Source organism: Billgrantia gudaonensis, assembly GCF_900100195.1.
GTDB classification, from domain to species: Bacteria; Pseudomonadota; Gammaproteobacteria; order Pseudomonadales; family Halomonadaceae; genus Halomonas; species Halomonas gudaonensis.
In genome coordinates, this window is the sequence record NZ_FNES01000016.1 from 77,488 (window position 1) to 95,614 (window position 18,127).

The 18,127-nt window shown below is 66.8% G+C and carries 14 protein-coding genes; 9 read left to right on the top strand and 5 right to left on the bottom strand.

From position 1 onward, the window contains the following. Positions 1–91 precede the first annotated feature (91 nt). The 7 genes from BLP96_RS16545 to BLP96_RS16575 all read left to right on the top strand — a co-directional run bounded on the left by BLP96_RS16545 (position 92) and on the right by BLP96_RS16575 (position 7,504). On the top strand, positions 92–1,438 hold the full coding sequence (locus tag BLP96_RS16545) for an amidase (RefSeq protein ID WP_089688382.1): 1,347 nt from the start codon (positions 92–94) through the stop codon (positions 1,436–1,438). Further along, the gene (locus BLP96_RS16550) at positions 1,431–2,492 is read left to right on the top strand and encodes an AbrB family transcriptional regulator (protein ID WP_089688384.1); all 1,062 of its coding nucleotides are present in this window, start codon (positions 1,431–1,433) and stop codon (positions 2,490–2,492) included. Before BLP96_RS16545 ends, BLP96_RS16550 begins: the two co-directional genes overlap by 8 nt. Positions 2,493–2,514: 22 nt before the next feature. Then, positions 2,515–3,276, top strand: a complete 762-nt coding sequence (locus BLP96_RS16555; protein ID WP_143005130.1) for a GntR family transcriptional regulator — start codon at positions 2,515–2,517, stop codon at positions 3,274–3,276. A 121-nt stretch (positions 3,277–3,397) separates the two neighbouring features. After that, positions 3,398–4,234 carry an HTD2 family dehydratase gene (locus tag BLP96_RS16560; protein WP_089688388.1) on the top strand — a complete coding sequence of 279 codons (837 nt, stop codon included), beginning with the start codon at positions 3,398–3,400 and terminating at the stop codon, positions 4,232–4,234. Next, entirely contained in the window at positions 4,234–5,397 is a 1,164-nt protein-coding gene (locus BLP96_RS16565; protein WP_089688390.1) for an acyl-CoA dehydrogenase family protein, read from the top strand. The genes BLP96_RS16560 and BLP96_RS16565 overlap by 1 nt, the downstream gene beginning before the upstream one ends. 20 nt (positions 5,398–5,417) lie before the next feature. Continuing rightward, positions 5,418–6,617, top strand: a complete 1,200-nt coding sequence (locus tag BLP96_RS16570) for a CaiB/BaiF CoA transferase family protein (protein WP_089688392.1) — start codon at positions 5,418–5,420, stop codon at positions 6,615–6,617. A gap of 32 nt (positions 6,618–6,649) precedes the next feature. Beyond that, positions 6,650–7,504 carry an HpcH/HpaI aldolase/citrate lyase family protein gene (locus BLP96_RS16575; protein WP_089688394.1) on the top strand — a complete coding sequence of 285 codons (855 nt, stop codon included), beginning with the start codon at positions 6,650–6,652 and terminating at the stop codon, positions 7,502–7,504. Here BLP96_RS16575 and lpdA read toward each other — a convergent pair. The 4 genes from lpdA to BLP96_RS16595 form a co-directional block, all read right to left on the bottom strand. Beyond that, positions 7,466–8,860 carry a dihydrolipoyl dehydrogenase gene (gene lpdA / locus BLP96_RS16580; RefSeq protein ID WP_089688396.1) on the bottom strand — a complete coding sequence of 465 codons (1,395 nt, stop codon included), beginning with the start codon at positions 8,858–8,860 and terminating at the stop codon, positions 7,466–7,468. The genes BLP96_RS16575 and lpdA overlap by 39 nt on opposite strands. A 9-nt stretch (positions 8,861–8,869) precedes the next feature. Next, entirely contained in the window at positions 8,870–10,150 is a 1,281-nt protein-coding gene (locus BLP96_RS16585) for a pyruvate dehydrogenase complex dihydrolipoamide acetyltransferase (RefSeq protein WP_089688398.1), read from the bottom strand. A 119-nt stretch (positions 10,151–10,269) separates the two neighbouring features. Then, on the bottom strand, positions 10,270–12,453 hold the full coding sequence (locus BLP96_RS16590; RefSeq protein ID WP_089688401.1) for an alpha-ketoacid dehydrogenase subunit alpha/beta: 2,184 nt from the start codon (positions 12,451–12,453) through the stop codon (positions 10,270–10,272). A gap of 25 nt (positions 12,454–12,478) precedes the next feature. Further along, a complete protein-coding gene (locus BLP96_RS16595; protein ID WP_218118625.1) occupies positions 12,479–13,234 on the bottom strand; it encodes an SDR family NAD(P)-dependent oxidoreductase in 756 nt (251 codons plus the stop codon). 201 nt (positions 13,235–13,435) lie between these two features. Between BLP96_RS16595 and BLP96_RS16600 the strand changes: the two genes are divergently transcribed. Then, a complete protein-coding gene (locus tag BLP96_RS16600; protein ID WP_089688405.1) occupies positions 13,436–14,170 on the top strand; it encodes an SDR family NAD(P)-dependent oxidoreductase in 735 nt (244 codons plus the stop codon). A gap of 59 nt (positions 14,171–14,229) precedes the next feature. Continuing rightward, positions 14,230–14,949, top strand: coding sequence for a FadR/GntR family transcriptional regulator (locus tag BLP96_RS16605; protein ID WP_089688415.1), 720 nt, complete (start codon positions 14,230–14,232; stop codon positions 14,947–14,949). On the opposite strand, the gene ydiJ is transcribed toward BLP96_RS16605, so the two are convergent. After that, positions 14,928–18,122 carry a D-2-hydroxyglutarate dehydrogenase YdiJ gene (gene ydiJ, locus BLP96_RS16610; RefSeq protein WP_089688407.1) on the bottom strand — a complete coding sequence of 1,065 codons (3,195 nt, stop codon included), beginning with the start codon at positions 18,120–18,122 and terminating at the stop codon, positions 14,928–14,930. The genes BLP96_RS16605 and ydiJ overlap by 22 nt on opposite strands. Positions 18,123–18,127: the final 5 nt, after the last annotated feature.

Genomic DNA, 18,127 nt, shown 5'->3' on the forward strand with positions numbered 1-18,127 from the left:
TTAGCGATGGAGCCCAGTATTGGCACCATATTGACAACTGTCAACAGTTGACTGTAGCTTGTCATCAAACGCTCCCGGCCGGAAACTCGCCATGACGACACCACGACCCTGCGCGACCGCGCCTTCCTTCACGCATCACCTTCGGGTCAATCGCGGCGGTCGGCACACCGTTCGCGATTACCTGGAAGACCGCCTGGCCACGCTGGACGCTCTCGAGCCATCCGTGGGGGCCTTCGTCTGTCACGACCTGGAAGCCGCTCGTCGCGCCGCCGACGAATCCGACCGCCGCTGGCGGTCGGGCCACCCGCTGTCACCGATCGATGGCCTGCCCATCGGCGCCAAGGACATCATCTACAGCGCCGACTTCCCGACCCGCCTGGGAACGCCGCGCGACTGGTCACCGCGTCCGCTCATCGATGCCGCTTGCCTTCAAGCCATCCAGGAAGGTGGCGCCCTGCTGCTCGGCAAGCTGACGACGACGGCCTTCGCCATCGGCGGCGTATCGACGCAAACGCGCAATCCTCACGACCTGGCTCGCACGCCGGGCGGCTCGTCGTCGGGTGCCGCCGCCGCCGTAGGCGGCGGCATGCTGGCCGCCGCTTTCGGGACGCAGACGCAAGGTTCGTTGATCCGGCCCGCCTCCTACTGCGGCACCATCGCCATGAAGCCCACCTGGGGCACGCTATCGGTACAGGGCGTGCATCCCGTCGCCCACAGCCTCGACCACCTGGGGTTGATGGCCGGCGACCTCGACGACTTGCAAGGGCTGCTTGGCTGGCTGAGCGTCAAGGCTCCCGGGCCCGGCCAAGCGGGTCGCTTGCTCGACGACACGCCCGTTGCCACGCCCCCTCGGCGCATTGGGGTCTTGCTCACCTCGGGTACCGACGAGCTATCGGATGCCAGCCGTACCGCCTTCGACCAAGCCCTGGAGCGGGTCGCTCGGCAAGGCGTGGATGTCGTCACTCCGACGCGGCATGACGGCCTGAAGCGTTTGTGCGAAGACCTGGAACGGGTGCACCGCTGGTCGCTGCAGTTGATCGGTCTGGAAATGCAATGGCCCTATCGCCAATACCTCGCCGACAACGATGGCAGCATCGATCAGCGCATGATCGACCTGATCGATCAAGGAAGCCGGATGAGCGTCAGCGACGCACGAACGCTTCATGAGCAACGGCTCGGCTTGATGGCGCGCTGCGATGGGCTGCTCGAAGAACTCGACGCCCTGGTTCTGCCTTCGGCATCGGGACCGGCTCCCGTCGGTCTCGCCAGCTCCGGCAGCCGCAAGAACCTGGTCTATGCCACCTTCCTGGGACTGCCCTGCTATTCGCTCCCCGTGATGCGCGTCGACGACATGCCTTTCGGGCTTCAAGTGATCGGCCAACGCCACCGCGACGTCCATCTCGGCAACATCGCTCGTTGGTGGCTGCAGCATGGCTAACCCGACGCTCTCGCGTGCCGGCATGCCACTGGCGACCGTGGTGGCCACCCTCTCCTTGGGGTATTGGCTCGATGGAGTGGGAGTGCCGCTGGGCTGGATGCTCGGCGCCATGCTGGCCAGTGGCGCCATGGCCGCCGTCATGGGGGCTCCCTTCCCGTTGCCCCCTGCCCTGCAGCGAGCCGGCCTGGTCGTATTGTCGACCAGCACGGGCCTGACGGTAACCGCCGCCGCGGTCGAAACGCTTTGGCAGTGGATACCCACCATCCTGGCAACCATCGTGGTCCTGGTGATGATCTCCACCCTCGCGGCAATGCCTTACGCCAAGGCTGCCGGTGTCGACCGCCCCACGGCCTTTTTCTCGCTACTGCCGGGAGGCGTGGTGGAAATGGCCAACCTGGGGCAACGCTATGACGCCAATCAGTCGGTCATCAGTGCCCTGCATGCACTGCGCGTGGGCATGATCGTGCTGATGCTGCCGGCCACCGCAGCGCTGTTCAGCCATGCCGAGGCGTCATCCTCCATCGGCTCGGCCGCCGGCATGCTGGGCCCGGGGCCGCTACTGATCGCCCTGTGCATCGGTTCGCTGGGCGGTGCCATCGGCCACCTGCTGAAGCTGCCGGCCGCCTGGCTACTCGGCGCCCTCATCGCCGTTGCTGGCGTCTCCAGCACAGGCCTCATCGCCACGGGCAGCGTGCCCTCGATCTGGATCGTCGCCGCTCAGTGGCTCATCGGCCTGTCCCTCGGACTGCGATTCACTCGTCAAACGATCACCGCACTGCCCCGGGCCCTGATCGTCGGCATACCGGTTCAATGCGCTCTGGTGTTCGCTTCCGCCATGGTGGCACTGATCCTGTCTCGGCTGTTCGATGCCTCCCCCACGACCCTGATTCTCAGCACGGCAGGCGGCGGCATGGCGGAAATGACCCTGGCCGGCAAACTACTAGGGGCCAATGTCGCCTTGATCGCCGGGTTTCATACACTCAGGGCAGTTGCCGTCAACCTGCTGGCCATACCGATATGGAAATGGATCTCCCAACAACCGGCGGCAACCTGACCGTTTCGCGCCACTTTCGACCTTGCTCGACAGACCACCAAAAAACGCCAGCCTTCACGAATCACCAGGGGATAGGAACATGATGGTTTCTACGAACACTGCCCAAAGTCTCGCCATCCGCCGAGAAAAATCGCTGACCACGCAGGTCGCGGAAGAAATCGAACGCATGATCACGAGCGGGTCCATCAAGCCCGGCGAACGCATCAACGAAAAGCATCTCGCCGACAGGCTCGACGTCAGCCGAGGCATCGTACGTGAGGCCAGACGAGGCCTGGAGCACAGCGGACTGTTGATCAGCATTCCCCACAAGGGCGTGTTCGTTCGTCGCGTCAGCCCCGAGGAGCTCGAAGAGAACAACGACATGCGCGCCCTCGTCACGGGATTCATCTGTGCTGAGGCAGCCAAGAAGATTTCCGTCGAGCAACTTCGGCGACTGCAAGACCTGATCGACGCCATGGACACCTATCTCCAGGACGATCACTACCAGGAATATTATCAGGCGAACATCGAATTTCACGATGCCCTGCTCGAAGCCGCGGGCCATCAGCGAGCGGCCTCCATCTACAACCAACTGGTCGCCGAGTCGAACCTTGCCCGCAAGATCGTGCTTTCCAATCACGACCACATGATCGCTTCCAACAGCGAGCACCGGGACATTCTCGACGCCGTCAGTCGGGGCGATGCCGAAGCGGCTCGCCATGCAGGAGAACTCCATGTCAAGCAAGGGTACGAGCGATTTCGCCAGCAGGTCGTCCCGACGTTGAACGCTTCCGATCCCGCCTGACCTCAGGCCAAGTCCGCCACCGTCACTGCGCACGCCTGCCCGACCGGCACCCCGTCGGCGGCATCTCCCGGATGCCGCATGCCCGCCGCTGCGGCTCGACACAACGAGGAGAGAGGACACGATGACCGACGACACGTTGAGCAGCTGGATCGGCAAACGCGAGACGAGTCACGACCGACTGTCACTCGAACTGGCGAAACGAATCGCCACGACATTGGGTGACGACATACCGACTGCCGATGCTCCGCTACCGCATCTATGGCACTGGGCATTCTTCCAGGAGCCCGTCAGTGAAGCGTGTCTCGGTCGCGACGGTCATCCACGGCAGGGCATGCTCCTCCCCCCCATCGACGGCAAGAACCGGATGTGGGCGGGCGGTCGCGTGCATTTCCATCGACCGCTGCGCATCGGCGAACCTGCCCGGCGTCAGTCCACCATTACCGCCGTCGATGAAAAGCAGGGCAAGAGTGGAGAGCTGCTGTTCGTGACCGTTCAGCACCGTTACTACCAGCACGACCGGCTTTGCATCGGCGAAGAGCAGAGCATCGTCTACCGGGAACCGAAGCCCGCAACCCAACCCGGTTCTCGGCCCGTTCCTCGGGTGGAGTGGAAGGAAACCATCGCCCCCTCCCCGGTGCTGCTGTTTCGCTATTCGGCCATCACCTACAACAGCCATCGCATCCACTACGACCAGCAATACGCCACCGAGGTGGAAGGCTATCCCGGACTCGTCGTCCATGGCCCCATGATCGCCACGTTCATGCTGCGCAGTTTCACCCGCCGCTTTCCGCAGCGACGCCCCATCGCCTTCACCTATCGCGGCATTCGCCCCCTTTTCGCCAGCACCCCGTTCCATGTCGGGGGGCACCACTCGTCTGCCACCCATTGTGCGCTCCATGCCTACGATGCCGATGGTCCCGCGCACCAGGCAGAGATCGAATACAAGGAGAACGCCTGATGTTCAGCCACGATACCGACTCGCTCAATGCGCTACGCGACGGCGTACGTAGCCTCTGTGCCAATTTCGACGACGCCTACTGGCGCCGTATCGACGAATGCAAGGCCTTTCCCGAAGCTTTCGTCGATGCGCTGACCGAAGCCGGCTGGCTGGCCGCCATGATTCCCGAAGAGTACGGCGGATCGGGCCTGGGACTCACCGAGGCCTCGGTGATCCTCGAGGAAGTCAACCGCTGTGGCGGCAACTCCGGCACGGTGCACGGCCAGATGTACAACATGTTCACCCTGCTCAAGCACGGCAGCGAGGCCCAAAAGCAGGCCTACCTCCCCAAGATCGCCGCGGGGGAACTTCGCCTGCAATCCATGGGCGTCACCGAACCGACCACCGGCACGGATACGACCCGGATCAAGACCACGGCGGTACGACGCGGCGACAAGTACATCGTCAATGGCCAGAAAGTGTGGATCTCGCGCATCCAGCACTCGGATCTCATGATACTTCTGGCACGCACGACTCCGCTGGATCAGGTGACGCGAAAATCGCTTGGGATGTCGATATTCCTGGTCGATCTTCACCAGGCCATCGGCAACGGCCTGAGCGTTCAGCCCATTGCCAACATGGTCAATCACGAAACGAACGAACTGTTCTTCGACGACCTGGAAATACCTGCCGACAGCCTGATCGGCGAAGAGGGAATGGGCTTTCGCTACATCATCGACGGCCTCAATGCCGAGCGAGCCCTGATCGCTGCCGAATGCATCGGAGACGGCCGCTGGTTCATCGAGAAGGCCAGCCACTACGCACGCGAGCGCGAGGTCTTCGGCCGCCCCATCGGCAAGAACCAGGGCGTGCAGTTCCCGATCGCCGAAGCCCACATCGACGTGGAAGCCGCCGACCTCATGCGCTGGCGCGCCTGCCATGAGTACGACAGCGGCCAGCCGGCCGGCGCCAGTGCCAACATGGCCAAGTACCTGGCCGCCGAAGCCTCATGGAAGGCTGCCAATGTCTGTCTTCAGACCCACGGGGGATTCGGTTTCGCTGCCGAGTACGACGTGGAGCGCAAGTTCCGCGAAACTCGGCTCTACCAGGTGGCTCCCATCTCGACCAACCTGATCCTGTCCTACGTTGCCGAGCATCTGCTCGACCTGCCCCGCTCGTTCTGACCGATACGGAGATAGACTCGATGGACCCACAGCGCCCTCGCCCCCTCGACCGCATCACCGTCGTCAGCCTCGAGCATGCCATCGCCGCCCCCTTCTGCACGCGGCAGCTGGCCGATCTGGGCGCCCGCGTGATCAAGGTCGAACGCCCCGGCAGCGGCGACTTTGCGCGCGCCTACGATGAGCGAGTCGCCGGCATGGCCTCGCACTTCGTCTGGACGAACCGCTCCAAGGAGAGCCTGACCCTGGATGTGAAGTCGCCCGACGCCAACGACGTTCTCGACCGATTGCTCGAAAGCACCGATGTCCTGGTACAGAACCTCGCGCCCGGCGCCGCAGCGCGCCTCGGCCTCTCCTTCGAGACCCTGCACGAGCGCTTCCCCCAGCTCATCGTCTGCGACATTTCCGGCTACGGCAGCGACGGCCCCTATCGACGGAAAAAAGCCTACGACCTGCTGATCCAGAGCGAAGCCGGCTTTCTCAGCACCACCGGCACCCCGGACGAGGACGGCATGGCCAAGGCCGGCTGCTCGATCGCCGACATCTCGGCAGGCATGTACGCCTACAGCAGCATCCTTTCCGCGCTGATGCTGCGCCAGCAGACCGGCGAGGGAAGTCACATCGACGTCTCCATGCTGGAGACCCTGGTCGAGTGGATGGGCTATCCGCTCTACTACGCCTATCAGGGAGCGGAACCGCCGCCGCGCGCCGGCGCTTCGCACGCCACCATCTACCCCTATGGCCCCTTTCCGGCCGGCGACAGCCGCGCGGTGATGCTGGGCCTGCAGAACGAGCGCGAATGGCAAGCCTTCTGCGAACGCGTCCTGGGCGATCCCGGGCTGGCCAGCGATCCACGCTACGCCAGCAACGCCCAGCGTTCGGCCAACCGCGACAGCCTGCACCGGCTCATCTGCCAAGCCTTCGCCGACCTGACCGCCGACGAAGTCATCGAACGATTGGAAAAGGCGCAAATCGCCAACGCCCATGTCAACGACATGCACGGCGTTTGGCAGCACCCGCAGTTGGCAGCCCGGCAACGCTGGACCACCATCGAGAGTCCGGCCGGTGAGCTGCCGGCCCTGTTGCCACCGGGGCGCAGCAACGCCTTCCAGGCCCGGATGGACGCCGTCCCGGCTCTCGGAGAACACAGCGAGCGAATTCTGGAGGAGCTCGGTTACCGCGACAGCGAAATCCAGCGCCTGAAAACCCAGGGCGTCATATGAGCAGAGTCGCTCACCTCCCGGAGACAACGACCATGCCCCTTGCCTTACATCGCTCGCTATTGTTCGTGCCGGCATCACGTCCCGAGCGCATCGCCAAGGCCCTGGCCAGCGATGCCGATGGCGTCATCGTCGACCTGGAAGATGCCGTCGCCCCCGATGACAAGGAAAACGCCCGGCAATGGCTCGACGACTACCTCGTCAAGACGCCGGACGCTCGTTTGATGGTTCGTGTCAACGCCGTTTCCAGCGACGCCTTCGACGCCGACCTGGCACTGTGCGCCAGGCATCCCGGCATCGTCGCCGTCATGCTGCCCAAGGCGGAAACCCTCGAGGCAGTGGCGCGGGTCAGCGACACCGGCAAGCCCGTGTACCCCTTGATCGAGACGGCCAGGGGGCTGCTCGCACTCCCCCGGCTGTGTCAGGCCCACGGCGTGGCCAGAGTGAGCTTCGGTGCGCTGGACATGGCCACCGAGCTCGACCTGATTGCCGGCACGCCAGGCGCCGAAAGCATGCTCGACCAGTGCCGCTACCAGCTCGTCGTGGCCTCGAGCGCTGCCGGACTGGCGCCTCCGCTGGAAAGCGTGGTTCCCGAGATCGACGACCTGGCGAGGGTGGAGTCGGTGGCCCGGCGAGCTGCCGAGATGGGTTTCGCCGGCATGCTGTGCATTCACCCCCGGCAGCTATCCGCCATTCATCCCGCCTTCACACCCAATGCCGCCACCCTGGACTGGGCCGCACGCGTCGTCGCTCGGGCCGATGAGGGTGCCAGCGCCTTCCAGTTGGACGGCCGGATGGTCGATGCGCCGGTGATCGCACGCGCCAGATCGCTCCTGGCGCGTGCCGAATCGCTACGCATGAATCCCCCGGTCGAAGGCGGCCAGCACTGACTCATGCAGGGCTTCCGACAGCGTGGGGTGGGGAAAGACCGTGCGCATGATCTCCAGCTCCGTCGTCTCCAGGGTTCGACCCAGCGCATAGGTGCCGATCAGCTCGGTCACGTCCGGCCCGATCAGGTGAGCCCCCAGCAACTCGCCGCTGTGCGCATCCATGACCGTCTTGACGAAGCCCTGCGAATCGCCCAGGGCCAGGGCCTTGCCATTGCCCACGAAGGAAAAGCGGCCGACGCTGACCGCATGGCCGCGCTCCCGGGCTAGCGCTTCCGTCAACCCCATGCTGGCCACCTGGGGATGGCAGTAGGTGCAGCTGGGAACGGCGTCGGGATCCAGCGCATGCGCATCGGCAAGCCCCGCAATGCGCTCGATGCAGGCCACCCCCTCATGGCTGGCCTTGTGGGCGAGCCAGGGCGGGCCGGCCACATCGCCGATGGCGTAGACCCCCGGCTCGCCGGTGGCCGACCAGCGATCCACCACGATGTGCCGTTTCTCCACCTGCACCGCGGTGTTCTCCAGCCCCAGGTCCTCGACGTTGCCGACGATGCCCGCCGCCACTATCACCTTCTCGCTGTGATGGTCGAACCGCACGCCCGCCGCGTCGACCGACATGCGCACCCCCGAGGCCGTGACCTCCGGCGCCTCGGCCCGCACACCGACGTGAACGTCGATGCCCTGTTCGGCGAGGCGTGCATGCAGATGAGCGGCGATCTCCTCGTCCTCCTGCGGCACGATCCGCTCCGCCGCTTCCAGCAGGGTGACCTCGACGCCCAATGCCGCATAGAAACTGGCGAACTCCACGCCGATCGCCCCGGCACCGATGACGGTCAACGAAGCGGGCAGGGCCTGGGGCGTCATCGCCTCGCGGGCCGTCCAGATGCGTTCGCCATCCGGCGTGAAGCCTGGCAGTTCGCGCGGGCGGGCACCGGTCGCCAGCACGATGTGGTCCGCGCTCACCTGCTGCGTACCGTCACCGCCCTCGATGCGTACCCGACCCTCGCCCTGCAGGCTCGCCTGGCCCGTCAGCACCTGCACGCCATGCTTCTTGAGCAAGCCGCGCACGCCACGGTTCAACCGCCCCGCCACCTCGCGGGAATGGGCGACGGCCGCCCGGATGTCGAACCGCACCGTGCCATCCATCACCACACCGAAGGCGCCGCTCGACTGCGCCTGCCGAAACAGCTCGGCCGAACGCAGCAGCGTCTTGGTGGGAATGCACCCCCAGTTGAGGCACACGCCGCCGAGCTCGGCGCGTTCGACGATGGCCGTGGCGAAGCCCAGTTGGGCCGCACGAATCGCCGCCACGTAGCCACCCGGCCCGGCGCCGACGACGAGAACTTGAAACTGCGCCATTGCGGTCTCCTATACCAGCAGTTCGAGCGGATCTTCGAGCAGCACCTTGAGCTCGGCGAGAAACCGCGCGCCGACGGCGCCATCCACCACGCGGTGGTCGGCCGAGAGCGTCAACGTCATCAAGCTGCCCACGGCCAGTTGGTCATCGCGCACCACCGGCCGCTTCTCGACCGCCCCTACGGCGAGGATGGCCGCCTGGGGCGGATTGACGATGGCGGCGAACTCGCGAACGCCGTACATGCCCAGGTTGGATATCGTGAACCCGCCCCCCTGGTAGTCCGCGGGCGCCAGCCGGCCGTCGCGGGCCCGGTGAGCCAGCTCGCGAATCTCGCCGGAAAGCGTCGCCAGTCCCTTGCGGTCCGCCTCGCGGACGACCGGCGTCACCAGCCCTCCCGACGTCGCCACCGCCACGCAGATGTCGACGTCCCGGTACTGCCGGATCGCCTCGTCGCTCCAGCTGGCATTGACCTCCGGCACACGGCGCAGCGCCCTGGCCGCGGCGAAGGCCACGAAATCGTTGACCGACAGCCGATACCTCGGCTCGGCCCGCTCGCCCTTGGCATTGAGCCGCTCGCGCAGCGCGAGGAGTTCGTCCAGCAGACAGTCGATCGTCAGGTAGAAGTGCGGCACCTGCTGCTTCGATTCGCTCAGTCGCCGGGCGATGGTCTTGCGCATGCCGCTGTGCGGGATCGTCTCGACCCGCTCGCTCGATGCCGCAACCGTTTCCTCGGCGGGAGCGGCGACGGCCGCCGGGGCGGAATCCCGGGCTCGCTCCACGTCGAGCCGGACGATCCGCCCATGGGGTCCGCTGCCCGCCAGCCCCTCCAGCGCGATGCCCCGCTCCGCCGCCAGGCGTCGAGCCAGCGGACTGGCAAAGACGCGGCCTTCCGCTCCCTCGGCCGCCCGGGGCGAACGCGGCACCGGCGCAGTGTCGGCGCGGTCGGATCGGGGGGTATCGGCGGGCGCACCATCCGGTGCGCCGGCCGGCGACGGCTCGGCCGCTGCCGGCGGCTCGGCCGGGTAGTTCGCCAGTGCCGACGCCTCCTCGCCCGGTTCCATCAACACGCCGATGACGGTGCCCACCGGCACTCCATCGGTGTCGCCGGGCACCAGCACCCGGCCCAGCACGCCGCTCGCCTCGGCCTCCACTTCCATCACCGCCTTGTCGGTTTCCAGCTCCGCCAGGGTCTCGCCCTTGGCGACCGACTCCCCCTCGGATTTGACCCAGCGCACCAGGGTCGCCTCTTCCATGCCGGCGGCGACCGACGGCAGCTTGATCTCGATTGCCATGTTCAGGCCTCCTGCACGATGCCGGGCCAGCCGGCCCAGCGATCACGATTGTCAACGAGCGCCGGGGCATCGCCCCTCACCGTCTGGGGAGCTCGTGGTTGCATTGCGTGGTTTCCGGTTCAGTCCAGCGGACGGCCCTGCGCCGCCATCACCTGCCGCATGCCGGCCTCGATCTCCTCGGGGCCCGCACAGGCGGCGCGCTCCAGCACCTGGGAGATGCTCGGCGAGGCTTCGCCGCCGTGCACGCGCTGCACCGGCTGGTCGAGCCAGTCCAGGAAGCGGCGCTGAACCTCGTCGCCCAGCAGCACGCCATACGCCGTACCCAACGAGCCCTGCTCCACCACCAGCACGTTGTTGGTGCGACGGATGCTGTCGCCGATGGTCTCCCAGTCGAGGCCGGCGCGATCCAGGCTGCGCAGGTCGATGACCTCGGCATCCACGCCCAGCCGCTCCGCCGCCTCGATGCAGGGCGCCACCATGGAGAGGTAGGTCAGTACGGTCACGTCCCTGCCCGGCCTCACCACCTTGGCCTTGCCCAGGGGAATGCAGTAGTCCAGATCGTCCACCGGACTCGGGAATTTGGCGTTGTAGAGGTCGGTATGCTCGATGACCAGCACCGGGTCCTCGCACTGCAGGGCGCTATTCATCAGGCCCACGTAGTCGTACGGCGTGCTGGGCGCGACGATCCGCCAGCCCGGCGACGTGGCGAAGATGCCGGCGGGGTCCATCGAGTGCTGGGAGCCGTAGCCGGTCCCCATGGCCACCTTGGTGCGCAGCACCAGCGGCATGGCGCTGTCGCCGCCGAACATGTGCCGCGCCTTGGCGATCTGGTTGAAGACTTGATCGGCGGCCACCCACATGAAGTCCGGATACATGAACTCCACCACCGGGCGATAGCGGCCATCCATGGCGATGCCGCCCCCCAGGCCGACGAAGGCGTTCTCGCTGATCGGCGTGCCCAGGCAACGCCCCGGAAACGCCTGGGCCAGGCCGCGGGTCGCCCCGTTGGTGCCGCCCTTCAGGCGGTGCACGTCCTCGCCCATCACCACGATGCGTTCGTCGCTTTCCATGCGTCGATGCATCACCTCCGCCACGCTGTCGACGAACTTGCGCGGCTCCAGCGTGCCGCCATAGGCCTCCTGCTCCACGTAACGGGCCGACGCCAGCTCGGAGAGGTCGCCGCGCACGTGAGCGTCGCGGAAATCGGGCGAGGGCCACAGATCGGCACGCACCGCGGGTTTCTTGCCGCCGGTATCCAGCAGCTCGGCCGCGGCGCGCTCCATGGCGCTCCGGGCCCGCTCGCGCAGGCCGGCCACGCCGGCCTCGTCGATCAGCCGCCGCTCGACCATCGCCTTGGCCACCCGGTCGAGAGGATCTCGTTCGCGCCATTCGGCCTCCTCCTCCTTGGTGCGATAGCCGAAGGCGCTGCCGGGCAGCGGGCCGTTCTGGTGGAAGAAACGGTAGACGTCGGCTTCGATGAGGGTCGGCCCGCCGCCCTCGCGCATGATGGCCAGCGCCTCCTGCATCGCCAGGTGCACTGCCAGCGGATCCATGCCATCCACCTTCCAGGCGGGAATCCCGAAAGCCTGGCCCCGCGACGAAAGGCGCGCCTCGGCAGTCACCTCGCCGACCTCCGTGGAGACGGCATAGCGGTTGTTCTCGATGAAGAAGCACAGCGGCAGCTTCCAGGCCGCGGCCAGGTTCATGGTTTCCAGCACCGAGCCGATGTTCACCGCGCCGTCGCCGAAATAGGTCACCGCCACGTCGCCCGTGCCCGCACGGCGATGCGCCCAGGCGGCACCCGCCGCCATCGGCACGCCACCGCCGACGATGGCATTGGTGCCCAGCACCCCGGCATCCGCCCAGCGCAGGTGCATGGAGCCGCCACGCCCACGGCAGAACCCTTGGGAAAGCCCCATGATTTCCGCCAGTGTGCGCTGCAGCAGCGCCTGGGTGGAATCGCTCACCGGCTGCGCCGGATCCAGGCCTTGCGGCGCCACGAAATGCAGACTCTTGGCCAGGAACTGATGGTGGGCACGATGCGAACCGTTGATCTGATCCGAGCTGCGCAGCGCCAGCGCCGAACCGACCGCACCGCCCTCCTGACCGATACTCGAGTGGGCCGGGCCGTGAACCAGGCCCTGCCCCGCCAGCTCCAGCACCTTCTCTTCGAACGCCCGAATCAGGTGCAGGCTCACCAGCGTGGTCGCCAACAGCGAGGCATCCGCACGTTGCCAATCGCGCTCGGTGGTCGCGAGCTCGCGCCAGGGTGCCTGAACCGTCAGCTTGCGGGAACGGGGCATATCAATCTCCTCTCGATAAGGTGCGTTACAGGTAGCCATTGGCGGTCCAACCGCCATCCAGTCCGACGATCTGCCCCGTCATGAAGCGCGTCTCGGGAGACGCCAGAAAGAACGCCAGGTCCGCGACTTCCTCGACGGTGCCGAACCGTTTCTGGGGAGTCCGCCCCAGCAGCGCCTCGGCATCCACGCGTCCATCGGCGATGAGCTCCTCGAGCAGCGCCGTGCGAATGTAGCCCGGCGCGATGGCATTGACGCGGATGTTGAGCTCCGCCCACTCCACCGCCAGCGACTTGGTCATCATCGCCACGCCGCTCTTGGTCGCGCAGTACCCCAGCCGGTTGGGGGCGGCAACGACGCCGTACATGGAACACAGGTTGAGAATCACGCTCTCGGTGTCGCCGGCCGATACCCGCCGGGCGAACTCGCGCGCGCACAGGAAGACTCCAGTCAGGTTGACGTCCAGGGTGCGCCGCCACTCGTCGAGCTCCAGCTCCAGCGTCGGCCGATTGCAGGAGATGCCGGCGTTGTTGACCAACACCGCCAACTGCGCGTAGCGCTCGACGGCCAGCTGCATGGCCTGGGCCACGTCCTCCTCGGAGGTCACCGAGCCCACGAACGTGGAGGCCACGCCACCGTGCGAGCGGATATCCCCGGCGCAGCTCACGGCGGCCGCTTCGTCGCGGTCGAAGATCAGCACCGGATGGCCCGCCTCGGCAAAGCGTCTGGCGATCGTCGCCCCGATCCCCTTGCCGCCGCCGGTCACCACCACGGCACCTCTCATGGCGGGATGCTGCTCACTTCCGCTACTGCCTCGTGACGTCGTCATTGCCTGAAAGCCTGCCCTGCCTTTTCATAGATCGTTGTTTTTCATAGACAAAATATGGGAACCAAAAAGTTGTCATATGACCTTACGTTCGGCTAAGATGAAACTTGTCATACGACATGACAACGCAACTTTAGTCGAATACAAAGAGAACACGTCATGCCACAACAACGCCAACGAGTCGCCGTCATCACCGGTGCCGCCGGGGAGATTTCCCAGCAAATCGCCCTGTTTTTCAGCAAGCGAAACATCAAGTTAGTACTGACCGACATCGACGAGGCGAGCCTCGAGCGCTTCGCCGCCACGCTGGGCGGCGAGCCCGACTGCCTGGCCATTCGTCACGATGTCGCTAAGATGGAGGACGCCGAGCGCGTTGCCGAGGCATGTCGAGAGGCTTTCGGACAGGTGGATTACATCGTCACCGGCGCCGGTCTCTACCAGCACCTGTCGCTGGCCGAGATCGGCGAAGCGGATTGGAGAAAGAGCATGGCCATCAACCTGGACGGTGTCTTCTTTACCATCCAGGCCTTGCGGCCGCTCTTGAGCGAGGACAGTTCGATCGTCAACATCGCCTCGCTGGCCGGCCAGCGAGGCAGCCTGAACCATACGCCCTATGCGGCGGCGAAAGGCGGCGTGCTGACGCTCACCCGGTCGCTGGCCCAGGAGCTCGCGCCGCGCACTCGCGTCAATGCCATATCGCCGGGACTCATCGATACGCGGATGATGGAGTCGCTGGATTCGGCCAAACGCCAGGCCATGATCGGCACCACCCCCTTGCAGCGCCTGGGCCGGCCCGATGAAATCGCCAGCGTCGTCGACTTCCTGTGCAGCGATGCGGCCAGCTTCATGACCGGAGAAAGCCTCCAGGTCAATGGCGGGCTCTATATCAACTGACACACGAAGGCGCGCCTTTCGGCCGAAGAGCGCCGCCTTCTTTCGCAATGGACGCCATGATGAACACAGCACCTTCAAGCACCATCGCACGCGGCCACTCCCTGCCGGACGAAGTGGCCAAGCGCATCAGAACGTCCATCGAAAGCGGCAGCATCGAGCCGGGCAAGCGCCTGCCCACCCAGCAGGAGCTCGCCGAAGCCTATGGCGTCAGCCGCCCGGTGATTCGAGAGGCCGTCTCCATCCTGAAGTCGGACGGCCTGGTGATCTCGCAGCAGGGGCGCGGGCACTTCGTCAACCCGCAAGGCGCCTCGGTCTTCCGTCTCGAGCCCAGCTTCGAAGACAAGGAAGACCTTGCCGACCTGTTTCAATTCCTCATGGCCGTGGAAGTGGCGGCCACCGAGCAGGCCGCCACCCACCGCTCACCCAGCGACCTCGACGCCATCCGCCAGCATCTCGACGGGCTGGAAACCGCCATTCGGGAAAACCGCAACGGGGTCGACGAAGACATGAAGTTCCATCGCGCCATTCTCCAGGCCACCCACAACGCCTACTTCATCAGCTTCGGCGAATTCCTGGAGTCGCGCGTCCGCAACCTGATCCGCACCGCTCGCGAAAACACCGCGCGCAGCCAGGACATGGTCAAGCGCGTGCAGCATGAGCACGAGGCGATCTTCAAGGCCATTGCCGCCCAGGACGCCGAAGGCGCCCGGGCCGCCGCCGCTCATCACCTCGACAACGCCGCCCAGCGGCTGCGCATCTACCTGACGCCCGCCGATTGACCCGAGCGACCTGAACCGGCCGCCCGCAGCACGCCCAGCAACCCCTGCAACGGGTGGGGCAGCGCGGTATCGGAGAGGCGCCGGGCCTGGCTCCGGCACGAGTAGCCGGTGGCCAGCAGGCGGCCGGCGTTGGCCTCATTCTCCACCACCGGCTGCCACGACTGGGCGTAGACGGTCTTCGAGGTCTCGCGGTTGCGGGCCTCGTGGCCGTAGGTGCCGGACATGCCGCAGCAGCCGGTGGCCACCAGTTCGAGCTCCAGGCCGAAGGCGGCGAACACCCGCTGCCAGGCGCCGGGCGCGCCCGGGGCGGTGGTCTTCTCGGTGCAGTGGGCAAGCAGCTTGAAGCCGGGGTCGGCGAGCGTACGGTCCTCGGTAGCGAGCCGGCGGCCTAGGGACGACGCCAGGGTTGAAGAGTGAGCGACCAGCCACTCCTGCAGCAGCTGCACCTCGGGCACGGCGTCCGGACCCAGGGCGTGCACGTACTCCTGGCGGTAGGTCAGCGTCATGGCCGGGTCGATGCCCACCAGCGGCACGCCGAACTCGGCCAGGGTGCGCAGGCGCGCGGCCTGTTTCTCGGCGGTACGCTCGAAGGCGCCGAGAAAGCCCTGGACGTTGAGCGGCTTGCCGTTGGGGCTGAACGGGGCGACGAACACCCGCACGTCGAGCCGGCCGAGCAGCTCGACGATGTCCATCACCAGCTTGGCTTCGTAGAAGCTGGTGAAGGCGTCCTGCACCAGCACCACGCTGTTGGCCTTCTGCGCCGCGGTGAGCCGGCCCAGCGCGGTGGGCGTGGCCTCGGCGATGCCCCAGGCGGCGAGCTGTTTCTTGAGGTTCGCCCGCGACAGGCGCGGCGTGTCGACCAGGCCCAGCGGCCCGGCCAGCAGCCGCTCGACCCAGCGCTGGCCCAGGGCGGCGTTGTAGAGCGGCGCCACGCGAGCCAGTGCCGGCATGACGAACTCCAGGCCGCCGACCAGGTAGTCGCGCAGCGGGCGCAGGTAGCGGCCGTGGTAGACCTCGAGAAAGCGCGCGCGCGAGTCCGGCACGTTGACCTTCACCGGGCACTGCCCGGCGCACGACTTGCACGCCAGACACCCCGCCATGGCCTCGTAGACTTCATGGGAGAAATCGTCTTCCCGGCCGCGGCGCAGGGTGTTGCGCAGCCGCAGCGGGAAGTCCCGGACGAAGCCCCAGGCGCCCTCGGCCTTCTTCTTGCGCGACTCCTCGACCAGGTCGATGCCGGCCTCGCCCTGCTGGCGCAGCCACTCGCGGATCAGGCTGGCGCGCCCCTTGGGCGAGTGGATGCGCTCGCGGGTGGCCTTCCACGACGGGCACATGGCGTCGTTCGGGTCGTAGTTGTAGCAGGCGCCGTTGCCGTTGCAGTAGACGGTGGCGGCGTGGGCCTGCCACGCCCGTTCGTCGATGGTGCGGTCGAGCTGGCCGCGGGTGGGCACGCCGTCGACGGTCAGCAGGCCCGGGTCCATGAGTTTGACGCTCTCTTCGCTGCGGCCTGCCCCCGATGTCCTGTCGTCAGAGTGAGGTTGGTCGGGTGTGGCGATCTTGCCCGGGTTGAGCTGGTTGTGCGGGTCGAAGGCGGCCTTGACCCGCTGCAGGCTGGGGTAGAGATCGCCGAAGACCTGCGGCGCGTACTCCGAGCGCACGCCCTTGCCGTGCTCGCCCCACAGCAGGCCGTGGTATCGCTGCGTCAGCTCGGCGACCTCGTCGGAGACCTCGCGGATCAGCCGCTCCTGGGCCGGGTCCTTCATGTCGATGGCCGGGCGCACGTGCAGCACCCCGGCATCGACGTGGCCGAACATGCCGTAGGCCAGCCCCCGGGCGTCGAGCACGGCGCGGAACTCGCCGATGAACTCCGCCAGGTGCGCCGGCGGCACCGCGGTGTCCTCGACGAAGGGGATGGGGCGCTTCTCGCCCTGGACGTTGCCGAGCAGGCCCACGGCGCGCTTGCGCATGGCGTAGACCTTCTGGATCTGCGGCCGCCCCTCCGCCAGGGTATAGCCGAGGCGCGGCACGCTGGCATCCGTTTCCAGATGGCGGCAGAAGGCCCCGACGCGTTCGCTCAGGCGCTCGGGGTCGTCGTCGTTGAACTCGATCAGGTTGATGCCGTGCACCGGCGTCTCGCCGCTGGGGAAGAACTCGGCGACGCTGTCCCACACGAAGTCCTCGCGGGCCAGGCCCAGCACGGTGTCGTCCACCGTCTCGATGGAGGTGGGGGTGGCGCGGCTCGCCATGAGGGCCTTGGCGTCGCGCAAGGCGTCCATGAAGCCGGCGTAGCGCACGTTGACCAGCGTCGAATGCCGGGGGATGGGCAGTACGTTGAGCACGGCTTCGTTCAGCAGGCCCAGCGAGCCCTCCGAGCCGCACAGCAGGCTGTTCAGGTCGAGCCGGCATTCGGCGTCGCGCAGGTGCGCCAGGTCGTAGCCGGTCAGGCAGCGGTTGAGCGGCGGGAAGGTGGCGGCGATGCGCTCCGCCTGGGTGTCGACGATCTCGCGGGCGGTGCGGTAGGCGCGGCCGGTGACGTCGTCGCGGCGGCACAGCGTCTCCAGTTCCGTCTCATCGACCGGGCGGCTCACCAGGCGTTCGCCGCCCAGCAGCAGCACGTCGAGCTCCAGCACGTGGTCGCGGGTCTTGCCGTACTCGCAACTGCCCTGGCCGCTGGCGTCGGTGGCGATCATGCCGCCGATCGTCGCCCGGTTGGAGGTCGAGAGCTCCGGGGCGAAGAACAGGCCGTGGGGCTTCAGGGCGGCGTTGAGCTGATCCTTGACCACCCCGGCCTGCACGCGCACACGGCGGTTCGCCACGTCGATGTCGAGGATGGCGTTCATGTGCCGCGAGACGTCCACCACCAGGCCGTCGGTGAGCGACTGGCCGTTGGTGCCGGTGCCGCCGCCGCGCGGGGCGAGCACCACCTGGCGGTGTTCCACCTGGCCGGCGAGGTGGGCGATGCGCGCCAGGTCGTCGGCATGTTTGGGGTAGAGCACCGCCTGGGGCAGGCGCTGGTAGATGGAGTTGTCGGTGGCGAGCACCGTGCGGTTGGCGTAGTCGGGGGCGATCTCGCCCGCGAAGCCGGCGTCGGTCAGCGCCTCGAGGAAGCGCAGGTAGGGAGCGGCGAGGCGCGTGGCCGGGTCGGTGTGGGCCGTGTCCAGTCTGGCGATCATGGTAT